This is a genomic window from Sphingomonas sp. Leaf23 (genome assembly GCF_001421585.1).
GTDB lineage: Bacteria > Pseudomonadota > Alphaproteobacteria > Sphingomonadales > Sphingomonadaceae > Sphingomonas.
This window is the reverse complement of record NZ_LMKR01000008.1, coordinates 47,259-60,733: the sequence shown is the minus strand read 5'-3', so window position 1 is coordinate 60,733 and position 13,475 is coordinate 47,259. Positions and strand designations below refer to the sequence as shown.

Sequence of the window (13,475 nt, the reverse complement as noted above, 5' to 3'; positions counted from 1 at the left end):
GGCGGCATGGCGCCCGCCGAGTTCACGAACCGCCCCAGCCACGGGCATGAGGACACCGAAGCTAACTTATCAACGGCCTGAAAATGGGGAGCACGTCAACTGCTGCCAGAGTTAGCAGGCCGAGCAAGGGGTGCAGCGCATCGGCACCGTCGGCAATCGGGTGAACGCCGATTTACGGGACGTGCCCTCGGGACCAGGAAGCGGGACCCCGGATCAAGTCCGGGGTGACGTTGGGGGTGTGGCGGGGATCGTGGCGGTATTATGCCATACCATATTGATACCACCTCTTTACTTAGTACCGGCAGGTATACATACTCCAACCAACCGCAACATGCGGACGAGACATCGACCGGAAGAGTCGGCGGTGCGAGACAGGGAGCAGAGCATGGGTTCATCGTTCCGGCATTCGACCGCGCTGGCGGCGCTGGCCATGGCGCTGGCGGGGTTGCCCGCGGTGGCGATGGCGCAGACGGCCCCTGCCGCCGCCGACACCGCGCCCGCCGCCGGTGAGGAGCAGGGCGAGATCGTCGTGACCGGCACGCGCATCCCGACGCCGGGACTGGTGTCGAGCAGCCCGGTGGCATCGACCGGCGAGCAGCAGATCCGGTTGCAGTCGGCGCTGACCATCGAGGATTTCTCCACCAAGCTGCCGCAGCTGTCGGGTGGCGTGCGGCAGGGGTCGCAGGGGAGCGATGCGTTCGGGGCGCAGGTGCTGGAGCTGCGCAATTTCGGGCAGAGCCGGTCGCTGGTGCTGATCGACGGCACCCGCGCCGCGCCGTTCAGCTTCCGCAACTCGGTCGACGTCAACGCCATCCCCGCCTCGCTCATCAAGCGGGTCGATGTGCTGACCGGCGGGGCCGCCGCCGTCTATGGCGCGGACGCGGTGGCGGGCGTCGTCAACTTCATCCTGAACGACGAGTTCGAAGGGGTGCGCGGCACCGCCGCCAGCCGGCTGTCGGTGCGCGGCGGCGCGCAATATGGCGGGTCGGTGATGCTCGGACTGGGTGTCGGCGACCGTGGCAACCTGGTGTTCGCGGCCGATTATACCCAGCGCGACGGCATCCTGGCGCGACAGCGCGACTGGGCGGCGACACCGAACCAGACCATTCCCAATGTCGGCGGCGTGTTCACCGATGTCGCGAGCGGGCGGCGGTTCGGCTTTACCGATAGCGGCGCGTTCACCACCAGCCCGTCGGCGACGTCGAACATCTCGGGCAGCTATCCACTGGTATCGCCGCTGAAGCGCATCAACCTGGCGGCGCTCTACAAATACGCCATCACCCCGGCGGTCGAACTGTACGGCCGCGCGATGTTCACCAATGCGCGCACCGAGGAAACCGGCACGCCCGGTGCACAGCCCGCCAGCGTCAGCCGCACGGTCGGGATCAACGCGACCAACCCGTTCCTGACCGATGCGATCCGCAGCCAGCTGACATTCGTGAACGGCGTGGCGCAGGTGAATGTCAGCCGTTCGCTCGCCGAACTGGGCCTGATTACCTATCGCACCGAACGCGATACGCTGCAGCTGCAGTCGGGGCTGCGCGGGCCGCTGACCGGCGCGCTCCAGTGGAACGTCTATGCCCAATATGGCCGGTCGGTCGAAAACTCACTGATCGGCGGCGACGGGCTGGTGGCGAATGCCAGCGGGGTCAATAATTTCGCATCGATCGTCAACACGGTCGACATTTTCGGCCCCAACCGCCCCGGGATCGCCGCAGCGCTCGGCAGCCCGATCAACGGGTTCAACCGCAAGCGCGACCAGTTCGTGACCGCCGCGACGGTCAGCGGGACGCTGGACGATGTGTTCACGATGCCCGCCGGGCCGATCGGCTTTGCAGTCGGTGCGGAATATCGCCGCGAGACGGCCAGCATCCAGCAGGATAGCGCGCTGTTGTCGGGCAACACGTACCGGCAGGGCGTGCAGGCGGCGTACACCGGCACGTTCGACGTGAAGGAGCTGTACGGCGAGTTGCGTGTGCCGCTGATCCACAATACGCCGTTCATCCGCCAGTTCGACGTGGGCGGGGCGTATCGCCTGTCCGATTACGACCTGTTCGGCACGCACGGGACGTGGAAGGTCGAGGCCAACTGGGCGGTCGATCGCAATTTGCGGCTGCGCGGCACCTATCAGCGCGTGCTGCGCACCCCCAATTTCGGCGAGTTCGCCGCCAGCACGTCGTCGTTGCCGTTCAGCAATCTCGTGACCGTCGACCGACTGAAGCCGCGCTATGGCGGCGACCCGTGCGTCATCGGCACCGGCAACCGGGCGCAGTGCGACCGGCTGGGCGCGCCGGCACAAGGGGCGGCCAATTCGACGGCGGCAAGCTACCTGACCGGCAATTATTTCTACGGCGGCAATCCGGATATCCAGCCGGAGACGGGCTTCACCAAGACCATCGGCGGCGTGCTGACCCCGACGTTCCTGCCGGGCATGAACGTGACGGTCGACTGGTATGAGCTGGACCTGCGCGGTGCGGTGGGCGTGATCCAGCCGATCGCGGCGATCACCAGCTGCTACATCACCAATCCGAGCGCCGACAATCCGCTGTGCAACCTGGTGACGCGCAACGCCAATGGCAGTTTCAAGGACGCGTTCGTCAACAATCAGAATCTGGGGCGGCTGCTCCAGCGCGGGCTGGACGTCGCGGCCAGTTACACGCTGCGTCCCGAATGGATGAACGGCATCGGGCTGCGCGCCAGCTATCAGGGCAATATCGTCACGTCATACCTGATCCAGGCGAACCCGACGGTGAACGCGGTCCAGTGCAAGGGCACGTTCGGCGCGACCTGTTCGAGCGACGGCACGACCCTGGTCCAGCCCGATTACCGCCATACCGCCGGGATCGGCATCCTGTTCGACCACGGCGTGATCCAGTTCGACTGGCAGCGGATCGGGCGGGTTAAGTCGAGTGCGTCGGGATCGACCGAGACGATCGCCGCGCAGGACACGTTCGACCTGTCGGCATCACGCGATTTCACACCGGCGATCACGATGAGCGCGGGCGTCTACAACCTGCTCGACCGTCGTCCGCCGCGCGTGTCGGCAGGCGGGGTCTTCAACACCTTCCCCGATACCTATGACATTCTGAGCCGCACGATCGGGTTCACGCTGACGGCAAAGATGTAAGGGCGATGCACCTGCCCTTTTCGCTGGCCGACTGGCTGGTCATCGCTGCGTATCTGTTGCTGCTGATTGCCGGGGGGTGGATCTTTACCCCCCGCAACACCGCGTCGGCGCACGACTATTTCCTCGCCGGGGGCAATGTGCCGGCATGGCTGGCGGCGGTGTCGGTTTTGTCGGCGACGCAATCGGCGGCGACGTTCCTTGGCGGGCCGGATTATGGTTATGGCAAGGACCTGACCTACCTGACCGGCAATATCGGCGGGTTGCTGGGCGCGATGTTCGTGGCGCATGTGATGATCCCGCGTTTCTATGCGATCCGCGCAACGACGGCGTATGAGCTGCTGACGATGCGGTTCGGCATCCGCGCGACGCGCTGGGCCGGCGGCATGTTTTTGGTCGGGCGGGTCTTTGCCGGGGGTGCGCGGGTGTATCTGGCGGCGATCGCGCTGGCGATGGTCATCACCGGGTCGGTCGATGCGACCGGCATTTTGATCGCTGCCGCGCTGTTGGTGGTGGCGAGCGTCCTGTTCACCTTTGTCGGCGGGTTGAAGTCGGTCCTGTGGAACGACCTAATCCAGTTCATCGTGTATCTGGGGTCGGCGATCGCGGTGCTGGTGTTCCTGCGGCTGTCGATCCCGGCGTCGAACGAGGCGATTATCGATGCGCTGCGCAGCGCGCCGGGCGGCGTCGACAAGCTGCGGCTGTTCGACCTGTCGCTGGATGCGTCGCGGCCGTTTTCGCTGCTGGCGATCGTGACCGGGATCACGCTCCTCTACATCGCCAATGCGGGCATGGACCAGGATACGACCCAGCGGCTGCTGGCGTGCAAGGATGCGAAGACCGGTGCGAAGGGGCTGTACCTGTCGGTATTCGCGACGATCCCGACGGTCGGGCTGTTCATCGTCATCGGATTGTTACTCCACATCTTCTATAACCGACCCGACCTGATGGGCGGTGCCGCCGCCACGGCGGGCCAGGCATTCGAGGGTGAGAAGATCAGCATCTTCATGCACTATATCCTGACGGAGCTGCCGGGCGGTTTGCGCGGGCTGGTGACGATCGGCATCTGCGCCGCCGCGGTCGCGACGACCAATTCGGCGCTGAACGCGATGTCGTCGGTGCTGGTGCAGGACTTCTATCGCCCGTGGCGCGAACTGCGCGGGAGCGTGGCGGAGCGGCATTATGTCAGCGCCGGGCGCGCGGGCATGGGCGTGATCGGCCTCGCCATGCTCGTGATGGCGGTCGCCTCCTATTACTGGCAGCGGCATAGCAGCATGGGCCTGCTGGAGTTCGCGTTGCAGGTGATGGTGTTCACCTATGCCGGGCTGCTGGGGGTGTATTTCACCGCGTTGTTTACCGCGCGGGGGAACACGAACTCGGTGGTGGCCGCGTTGCTGGTCGGCTTTGCGGTGATCGTGCTGCTGCAACCGGGCATCGCGCGGGCGATCGGGTTGCCCGGCATGCTCACCGGCCTCGCCTTTCCGTTTCAGCTGTGCATCGGCACGCTCGTTGCATTCCTCGTCTGCGCTGCCCCGGCGGGGCGGGGCCAACCGGATGGACTCCTGCCATGAATACCGAAACGCTGGACCCGCGCTATCAGGGCGTCGAACACTGGCCGACGACCTGCGCGGTCGAGGCGATGCTGGAGGGGCAGATGGCGGCGATCGCCGCGCTGCAGACGCAGACCGCCGCGATTGCCGCCGCTGCGGATGCTGCTGCGACCAGGCTGGCGACGGCCGGGCGGCTGGTGTTCGTGGGGGCCGGCACGTCGGGGCGGCTGGCGGTGCAGGACGGGACCGAGCTGCACCCGACCTTTGGCTGGCCGGGCGAGCGGCTGGTGTTCCTGATGGCCGGTGGTGCCGACGCGCTGACCCGCGCGCGGGAGGGCGCGGAGGATGACGCCGATGCCGCTCGGGCGGAGGTTGCCGCGGCCGGGATCGGCGCTGAGGACGTGATGATCGGCGTGGCGGCGAGCGGGCAGACGCCCTTTACGGTCGCCGCGATCACAGCGGCACGGGACGCGGGCGCACTGACCATCGGCATCGCCAACAACCCCGCCACGCCGCTGACGCAGGCCGCCGAGCATGTCGTGGTCGCCGCTACAGGCAGCGAGATCATCGCCGGATCGACCCGGATGAAGGCGGGGACTGCGCAGAAGGCCGCGCTGAACCTCTTGTCGACCACGATCATGATCCGCTTGGGCCTCGTCTATGACGGGCGGATGGTCGCGATGCGGGTGTCGAACGCCAAGCTGCTGCGCCGCGCGCGGGCGATGGTGGCGGAGCTGACCGGGGTTGAGGCGTCTGCCGCCGCCGATGCGCTGGCGCGCGGCGGCAACGACATTCGCCGCGCGGTGCTGATCGCGCGCGGGCTGGCGCCGGATGCGGCGGCGGCGTTGCTCGACGCGCATCATGGGCGGCTGGACGCCGCGATCGCGGCGATCGGCTGATGCGCCAGATCGCATGGCCCAGCAGTGACGAGGACACGCCGCTCTACCTGCAACTCGCCCGCAGCCTGCGCGATCATATCAGCGACGGCGGGATCGGGCCGGGGGGCGCCCTCCCGTCCGAACGCGACCTGAGCGAGATGGCCGGCCTGTCGCGGGTGACGGTGCGCAAGGGCATCCAGCAGCTGATCGACGAGGGCATCGTCGTGCGCAAACAGGGGTCGGGTACCTTCGTCGCCCCCCGGATCGAGGCGCGCGGCAGCCGGCTGACCAGCTTCAGCGACGACGCCCGCCTACGCGGCGAGGCGCCCGGCGTCGTATGGATCTACAAGAGCTATGCGCTGCCGACCGAGGAGGAGGCCGCCGCGCTGGAGGTCGCGGCCGATACCCGCGTTGCGCGGCTGGGCCGGGTGCGGCTGTCGGGCGGCGATCCGCTGGCGATCGAACATGCCGTGGTGCCGGCCGAGTTCATGCCCGACCTCGCCCGGCTGCAGGATTCGCTGTACGAGGCGCTCGAGGCGCATGGCTTTCGCCCGGTCGGCGGCACGCAGCGGGTGCGCGCCTCGCTCGCCACCGCGACCGAGGCGGGGATATTGTCGATCGAGCAATTGTCCGAAGTGCTGCGCATCGAACGCCGCACCCGCCTGTCCGACGGGCGGATCGTCGAATTCACCCGCTCGGTCTATCGCGGCGACCGCTATGAATTCGTCACCGAGCTGAACGAGGTATAGGCTGACGCGATGCAGCGTCTCCATATCGCCATTGCCGGCTGCGGCCCGGCCGGTCTTGCCACCGCGTTGCTGCTGCACCGCGACGGACACCATGTCACGCTATTCGAACGGTTCGATGTGCCGCGTGCGGTCGGATCGGGGCTGATGATCCAGCCGACCGGCTTTGCCGTGTTGCGCGAACTCGGGCTGGACGGCGCACTGCTCGACCATGGCGCGCGGATCGACCGGCTGCATGGCGAGGCGGGCAGCAGCGGGCGCGTGGTGCTGGGCGTGCGCTATGCCGCGCTTGGCAAGCGCGCCGGGTTCGGCGTCGGGGTCCACCGCGCCGCGCTGTTCGCGCTGCTCCACGATGCGGTCGCGGCCGAGGGGATCGCGATCGAGACCGGCTGTGCGGTGATCGGCAGCGACGCCGCCGCCGGCGGTCGCCGCCTGCTGGTGCTGGAGGGCGGACGACGGACCCCGCCGTTCGGCCTGATCGTCGATGCGCTGGGCACGCGCACCCCGCTTGCCCCACCCTGCGGCCGGGCGCTGGCCTATGGCGCGCTGTGGGGCACGCTCGACTGGCCCGAGGACGCCGGCTTCGACCCCGCCGCGCTCGAACAACGCTATCGCCGGGCGAGCGTAATGGTCGGCGTGCTGCCGATCGGGCGCTTTCCCGGCGCGCGGCGGCGGCAGGCGGCGCTGTTCTGGTCGCTGCGTGCCGATCGGCTGGCGGCATGGCACGCGGCGGGGCTGGACGCGTGGAAGGCGGAGGTCGCCGCGCTATGGCCGGCGACGCAGGCGCTGCTCGACCAGATCGCGTCGCCCGAGCAACTGACCTTCGCCCGCTATGCCCATCGCACGCTCAGCACCCCCGCCGAGCCGGGCATGATCCATATCGGCGATGCGTGGCATTCGGCCAGTCCGCAGCTGGGCCAGGGCGCGAACATGGCGCTGCTCGACGCATGGGCGGTGGCGCGGGCGCTGCGGCGGGCGTCCGATATCCCCGCCGCGCTGGCCGATGCGGTCGCGATGCGGCGGCGGCACGTCCATCTCTATCAGGCGCTGACCGCGCTGTTCACGCCGGTCTACCAGTCCGACAGCCGCGTCCTGCCGTTCGTGCGCGACCGGATCGTCGGGCCGCTGTCGAAACTATGGCCCGCGACGCGTATCCAGGCAGCGATGGTCAGCGGCCTGATCGGCAGTCCGATGCGGCCGCTGTTCGACTGAGGCAGCGGGAAGGCCGACCGGGCCGGCAATCTCAGTCACCCCACCCCACGACGTCGTGCCCGCCATAGACCATGCGGCGGATCGTGGGCGAGGTCAGCGCGGCGCTGAACCCCGCCGGCGGGGTGCTCGCCTCGTCCAGCAGCGCGAGATGCGCGGCATCGAGGTGCAGGTCGGTGGCGGCGATGTTGCTGTCGAGCTGCGCGACCTTGCTGGCGCCGATCAGGGTCGATCCGACGCCCCGTTGCGCCAGCGTCCAGGCGAGGGCGACCTGCGCCACCGGGCGGCCAAGGTCGGTTGCCACCTGCTCGACCGCTTCGAGGATCGCCCAGTTACGATCGGTGAACTTGCTGTCGCCGAACGGATTCGCGCCACTCAGACGCCCCTTGCCGGCGATATCGCCGCGCCGGTATTTTCCCGACAGGAACCCGCCGGCCAGCGGGCTCCACGGCATGATGCCCATCCCGCCATCGCGCGCCGCCGGGAAATGCTCCGCCTCCACATCGCGCGCGACGAGCGAATATTCGACCTGCAGCGCGATCGGACCGGGGACGCGCCGTTCCGCCGCGATCGTCGCGGCCTTCGCCGCGACCCATGCCGGCATGTCGGACAATCCGTAATAGCGGATCTTGCCGGCGCGTACGAGGTTGCCGAGCGTCTGGACGATCTCCTCGACCGGCGTCACCCCGTCCCAGATATGCATCCAGTACAGGTCGATATACTCGGTCCCCAGCCGCCGCAGCGAGGCGTCGAGCGCGCGGTGGATGTTCTTCGCCCCGGCACCGCCCGCATTCGGATTGCCCCGCCCCGCCTGCGCCGCGGCCAGCGGACTGGCCGATCCATTGAAGGCGAACTTGGTCGACAACACGATCGCGTCCCGGTCGCCGCGCTCGGCGATGAACCTGCCGACCAGCCGCTCGCTTTCGCCGCCCGCATAGATATCGGCGGTGTCGATGAAATTGCCGCCGGCGGCACGATAGGCGTCATACACCGCCCGCGCGGTCGCTTCGTCGGCACCCCAGTCGCCGGGGCCGAAGGTCATGGTGCCCAGCGCCAGCGGGCTGACGATCAGGCCGGAGCGGCCAAGGGCACGGAAAGCAGTCAGGGACATGGCGAATCTTTCATAGCGGTCGTTATGGAAGTCATGCTAGGAGTCGGGCTGACCGTCAACGAGTTTCCGAGTGAATACTATGAAAGTGGATCAGGCCCCGGCCGCGCGAAAGACCAGGACCGGCCGCCCGCTGTCGTTCGACCGGGATGCGGCGTTGGAACGCGCGATGCTGACCTTCTGGCGGCATGGCTATGAAACCACGTCGATCACCGACCTGACCGATGCGATGGGGATCAGCACCCCCAGCCTGTACGGCGCATTCGGTGACAAGCGGCGGCTGTTCCTCGAAGCGATGCAGCGCTACGCCGGCGATCCGGCGGCGACGGCAGCGGCGATCGACGCCGCGCCGACCGCACGGGCGGCGGCGGCGGAGCTGCTCGCCGGAGCCATCGTGCGCTATACCGGCGAGACGACCCCGCCGGGCTGCCTGCTGGCCAGCGCGACGGCCAGCGGATCGGCCGCCTCCGCCGAGGTCCAGCGGGCCGTCGCCGATATTCGCGGTTTCGTGATCGACCGGCTGCAATCGCGGATCGCGCGCGATGTCGCGGCGGGCCTGTTGCCGGCGGCGACGGAGGCATCGGCGCTGGCCGGGCTGGTGATGGCGATGCTGCAGGGACTGTCGGTGCTGGCGCGCGACGGGCTGGACCGGGCATCGCTGCACGCGATCGCCGAAACCGCACTACGGGCCTGGCCGGAAGCGGGCGGTCGCAACGGCGATGCGCTTGCGACAGGCGCATAACGAACCTATCTAAAGCGCGTAACGCATATAAGGTTGCCGCGATGGATGAGGCCGCTTTCCTCGACAGCTATGACCCGACAGCGTTCGAGCGGCCATCGGTGGCGGTCGACCTGATCCTGACCAGCGTCGTGGACGGTGCGCCCGCGGTGCTGCTGCACCGGCGCGATGCGCCCCCGTACCGGGACAGCTGGGCGCTGCCGGGCGGGTTCGTCGGTATCGGCGAGAGCATCGACGATGCGGCGCGGCGGGTGCTGGCGGCAAAGGCGCGGATGGATGGGGCCTATCTCGAACAGCTCTATACCTTTGGCGCGGTCGAGCGCGATCCGCGCATGCGCATCGTCAGCGTGGCGTATTTCGCGCTGCTCCCGGCCGAGCGTTTCGCCGCTGCGCCGGGCCTGACGCTCGCGCGGGTGGCGGCAGACGGGGATGGCGTGGCAACCGCGTGGGTGGATGGCGCCGCCGTCCCCCTCGCCTTTGATCATGGCGCGATGCTCGACCTTGCGATCCGGCGGCTGCGCGGCAAGCTGGACTGGTCGCCGGTCGCCTTTGCCCTGCTGCCCGAACGCTTCACGCTGCGCGCGTTGCAGGACGTGCACGAAGCGATCCTGGGCCGTGCGCTCAACAAGCCCGCCTTTCGCCGCCGGCTGATCGAGAGCGGACGGATCGCCGCCACCGGCGAGCGCGAAACCGGCGCATCCTTCCGCCCGGCCGAACTCTATCGCTACACCGGAGGGCGTTGACGGCCCCGGTCAGGGGGCTGCACCCGTGCGTGCGTCAGGCGATCGTCACCGCATGGGTCCCGCCCGCCTGCTGCACGAACCGGGTGCGACGCCCCGTAAAGCGCTCGATCACCGCCGCCGCCGTGCGGGCATGCTCGCTCGGCTTGACGGTAGTGAACGCGCCGCCGCCCGCCAGCGCCATCGGCAACAGCAGTTGGTCGGCGAGATACGGCCCGGCAAACGCATCGCATGCCAGATAGCCGCGCATCCGCCCGATCGCCGTCTTCGCGACGCGCTCGGCGGTTACGCCCAATTGTGCGAATCCGCTGACGATCTCGGTCGCCTGTTCGAACCGCGCCTCCAGCAGCAGGATGTTGCCCGGCCCCTGATCAACGGGCAGTTCGCGGACGAAGCATTCGCGGTCGCTCCAGTCGAACGCCTTGCGCACCATCGCAATCTCCCGCTCGGCGATCGACAGCGGCAGTGCCGCGATCAGCGCGCAGGCCGATACACTGACCGGCGCACCGCGCGTCAGGCACGCGATCGGCTGCAGCGAACCGGGGGTGATATCCACCTCGATCCGCCCGCCGCCGCGCGGGTAGAAGCCGTGCCGGATCAACCGCGCCTCGACCTGTCCGCCCATCCGCCGGACGACCGGCAGGAAGCAGCGATCGATGAACTCGAACGGCGGGGCCAGCATATTGTGGGTGCCGCCTTCCAGCACCAGTCGCGACGGCGCGTCGGCGAGCAGCAACGGCATCAGCACCGTCTGCAACACCAGCCCCGTCGATCCCGCCGTACCGACCGAAAAGCGATAGTCGCCGGCGACGACCCGGCCGGGACGGAAGGTCAGGTCGCACGATCCGACGACCAGCCCCTCGCAGGTCGCGTTCCCGATCGCGCACGCCGCCTCGATCGCGGTGACGTGCTGGCGCATCAGCCCCGGCTTCGACCGTTTGGCGCGGATGTTCGTGATGCGAACCGCCGTACCCGTGACGAGCGACAGCGCGCACGCGTTGCGCACGACCTGTCCCCCGCCCTCGCCTTCGGCACCGTCGATTACGATCATGTGTTCACCAGATGCAGGAACAGTGCCTCCGCCCGCTCGCGCGAGCGCGGATCGATGGTGCCGCCCGGCACCTCGCCGGCGCGGGAAAGCTCGTCACGGATCAGCGCGTCGAGCGCGGGGATGCGCGCGGTATTGCTTCGCTCGTTGCTCCGCCGCTTCGCCGCCACGAGCGCCGCGATATCTTCCGCCAGCGCGTCCGACAGGCCGACGGCATCGACCAGCGACTGCAGGTCCATCGGCGGGCGGCCCCTACCCTCGCGCCGCAGCCAGCGGATCGCGAGCGCCGGACGCAGCGCATAGAAATATTGCTTCACCGGCACCGCGCCGTCATCCTCCAGCCAGCGATCGGCGGCGTTCCGCCCGAGGCTGGCATAATGCAGGGCGAGCGATCGCGCATCGATCACGCTGTCGGCCAGCGCCGCGAGGTTGGCGACGATCGCATCGTCCGGGCGATAGCGGATCGGGCTCTCGATCCATTCGCTGACGACGGCATTCGACTTCAGCAGCAGCCCGAGCGCCTTGCGGATGTCCCAGCCGCTCAGGTCGATGTCGTCGACGATCGGTGCCTCGATCACGTCGCGGCCGGGCGTCAGTGACAGATACCAGTCGCGCGGCCGGACATAGACGAAGCGCACATCGTAATCGCTGTCGGGTGACGGAAATCCCCATGCGCGCGAGCCGGATTCGACCGTTAGCAACAAGCGCACCCCCTCGTTCGCCTCGACGGCGGCAAGGCGCGCGTCGATCTCGGATCGCACCCCGGCGGGAATGGCTTCGTTCGTCAACGGCAACACGGTTCGTTCCTTTCATCCTTCCGCCCGATCAGGCAGCCGGCGAAGCGGCGGCGACGGGCTCCCCGCCCGTTGCCCCGCCTCACCCCTTCACGCACACCACCTGTTTCAGGGTGTGGACGATCTCCACCAGATCGGCCTGTGCGGCCATTACGGCTTCGATCGGCTTGTAGGCCCTGGGCGTCTCGTCGATTACGCCCTCGTCCTTGCGGCATTCGACGCCCGCCGTGTCGGCGATATGTTCGTCGAGCGTCACCAGCTTCTTGGCCGCCGTCCGGCTCATCACCCGACCGGCACCGTGCGAGCAGCTGTCGAACGACTCCGGGTTGCCGAGGCCACGGACGATGAACGACTTCGCGCCCATCGATCCGGGGATGATCCCCATCACGCCCTTCGCCGCGCGCACGGCCCCTTTCCGCGTCACCAGCACGTTCTCGCCGAAATGATTTTCGCGCGTGACGTAATTGTGGTGGCAGTTGACCGCCTCCAGTTCCGCCTCGAACGGCTTCGTGATCACCTTGCGCAGCGCAGCGATGACATTCGTCATCATCATCCGCCGGTTGAGCGCCGCATAATCCTGCGCCCAGCCGACCGCCTCGACATAATCGTCGAAATGGTCGGTTCCTTCGGGGAAATAGGCGAGGTCTTCGTCAGGCAGATTCAGGTGCCATTTGCGCATGTCCTGCTTCGCCAGTTCGATGAAGAACGTGCCGATCGCATTGCCGACGCCGCGTGAGCCCGAATGCAGCATCACCCACACCGCACCCGCTTCGTCCAAGCACAGTTCGATGAAGTGGTTGCCGGTGCCCAGCGTCCCCAGATGCACGAGGTTGTTCGTGTTCTTGAGCCGCGGATGCTTTTCGCACAGCCGATCGAAACGCTGGACGAGCGTCGACCACGCCGCGACGATGGCGGGCGGAGGCGAACCCCAGCTGCCATTGTCACGCTTGCCCCGCCCGACGCTGCGCCCATGCGGCACCGCCTGCTCGATCGCCGAGCGGACACCCTCCAGATGGTCGGGCAGGTCGCTCGCCAGCAGCGAGGTGCGCGCCGCCATCATGCCGCAGCCGATATCGACCCCGACCGCCGCCGGAATGACCGCGCCCTTGGTCGGGATCACCGACCCGACGGTCGCGCCGATGCCGATATGGACGTCGGGCATGGCGGCGACATGTTTGAAGATGAACGGCATCTGCGCCGCCCGCGCCAGCTGCGCACGCGCTCCGTCCTCGACGGGCACGCCGCGCGTCCATGCCTTGATCGGCACGCCGCCGGGAACGTCAGTATATTCGTACGTCGTTGCGGTCATCATGACCTCCTTTAGATTTCGGTGCCGGCGACGAGGATTGGCGAGACGTTTCCGGGTTGCCCCGGGGCGGATTCGAACCGCCTGAACCGATGTAGTCCCGCCGGCATTCGCCAGCTTGATAGGGTCACGGCGACGAGGGGTTGACCGGACATCTCCTGCTCTAACCACTGAGCTACCCGACCGAAGCCGGGGCGGGATTCGAACCCGCGACCTGGGGATGAAAAGTCCAT

The 13,475-nt window shown here is 68.1% G+C and carries 11 protein-coding genes; 7 read left to right on the top strand and 4 right to left on the bottom strand.

Translation table 11 applies throughout. The features are described 5' to 3' along the window. The first annotated feature begins 385 nt into the window (after positions 1 to 385). The 5 genes from ASE67_RS17580 to ASE67_RS17560 are packed head-to-tail and all read left to right on the top strand — an operon-like array spanning position 386 to position 7,510. Positions 386 to 3,127, top strand: a complete 2,742-nt coding sequence (locus ASE67_RS17580; RefSeq protein WP_055764344.1) for a TonB-dependent receptor plug domain-containing protein — start codon at positions 386 to 388, stop codon at positions 3,125 to 3,127. Between the two features lie 5 nt (positions 3,128 to 3,132). Next, a complete protein-coding gene (locus tag ASE67_RS17575; protein WP_055764341.1) occupies positions 3,133 to 4,695 on the top strand; it encodes a sodium:solute symporter in 1,563 nt (520 codons plus the stop codon). After that, a complete protein-coding gene (locus ASE67_RS17570) occupies positions 4,692 to 5,573 on the top strand; it encodes an N-acetylmuramic acid 6-phosphate etherase (RefSeq protein ID WP_055764338.1) in 882 nt (293 codons plus the stop codon). The genes ASE67_RS17575 and ASE67_RS17570 overlap by 4 nt, the downstream gene beginning before the upstream one ends. Beyond that, the gene (locus tag ASE67_RS17565) at positions 5,573 to 6,301 is read left to right on the top strand and encodes a GntR family transcriptional regulator (protein WP_055764335.1); all 729 of its coding nucleotides are present in this window, start codon (positions 5,573 to 5,575) and stop codon (positions 6,299 to 6,301) included. Before ASE67_RS17570 ends, ASE67_RS17565 begins: the two co-directional genes overlap by 1 nt. A gap of 9 nt (positions 6,302 to 6,310) precedes the next feature. Next, complete coding sequence (locus ASE67_RS17560) at positions 6,311 to 7,510, top strand: FAD-dependent oxidoreductase (RefSeq protein WP_055764332.1); 1,200 nt, start codon at positions 6,311 to 6,313, stop codon at positions 7,508 to 7,510. A 31-nt stretch (positions 7,511 to 7,541) separates the two neighbouring features. On the opposite strand, the gene ASE67_RS17555 is transcribed toward ASE67_RS17560, so the two are convergent. Beyond that, positions 7,542 to 8,618 carry an aldo/keto reductase gene (locus ASE67_RS17555; protein ID WP_055764329.1) on the bottom strand — a complete coding sequence of 359 codons (1,077 nt, stop codon included), beginning with the start codon at positions 8,616 to 8,618 and terminating at the stop codon, positions 7,542 to 7,544. 79 nt (positions 8,619 to 8,697) lie between these two features. Between ASE67_RS17555 and ASE67_RS17550 the strand changes: the two genes are divergently transcribed. Together ASE67_RS17550 and ASE67_RS17545 are read left to right on the top strand one after the other, a co-directional pair. Continuing rightward, on the top strand, positions 8,698 to 9,357 hold the full coding sequence (locus ASE67_RS17550; protein WP_055764326.1) for a TetR/AcrR family transcriptional regulator: 660 nt from the start codon (positions 8,698 to 8,700) through the stop codon (positions 9,355 to 9,357). 41 nt (positions 9,358 to 9,398) lie between these two features. Further along, positions 9,399 to 10,097, top strand: coding sequence for an NUDIX hydrolase (locus ASE67_RS17545; RefSeq protein ID WP_055764323.1), 699 nt, complete (start codon positions 9,399 to 9,401; stop codon positions 10,095 to 10,097). Positions 10,098 to 10,131: 34 nt separating this feature from the next. Here ASE67_RS17545 and rtcA read toward each other — a convergent pair whose 3' ends face one another. The 3 genes from rtcA to ASE67_RS17530 form a co-directional block, all read right to left on the bottom strand. After that, positions 10,132 to 11,145, bottom strand: coding sequence for an RNA 3'-terminal phosphate cyclase (gene rtcA / locus ASE67_RS17540; RefSeq protein ID WP_055764320.1), 1,014 nt, complete (start codon positions 11,143 to 11,145; stop codon positions 10,132 to 10,134). Further along, the gene (locus tag ASE67_RS17535) at positions 11,142 to 11,939 is read right to left on the bottom strand and encodes a nucleotidyltransferase domain-containing protein (RefSeq protein ID WP_082457257.1); all 798 of its coding nucleotides are present in this window, start codon (positions 11,937 to 11,939) and stop codon (positions 11,142 to 11,144) included. Before ASE67_RS17535 ends, rtcA begins: the two co-directional genes overlap by 4 nt. A 79-nt stretch (positions 11,940 to 12,018) precedes the next feature. Beyond that, on the bottom strand, positions 12,019 to 13,245 hold the full coding sequence (locus tag ASE67_RS17530) for an RtcB family protein (RefSeq protein ID WP_055764370.1): 1,227 nt from the start codon (positions 13,243 to 13,245) through the stop codon (positions 12,019 to 12,021). Positions 13,246 to 13,475: the final 230 nt, after the last annotated feature.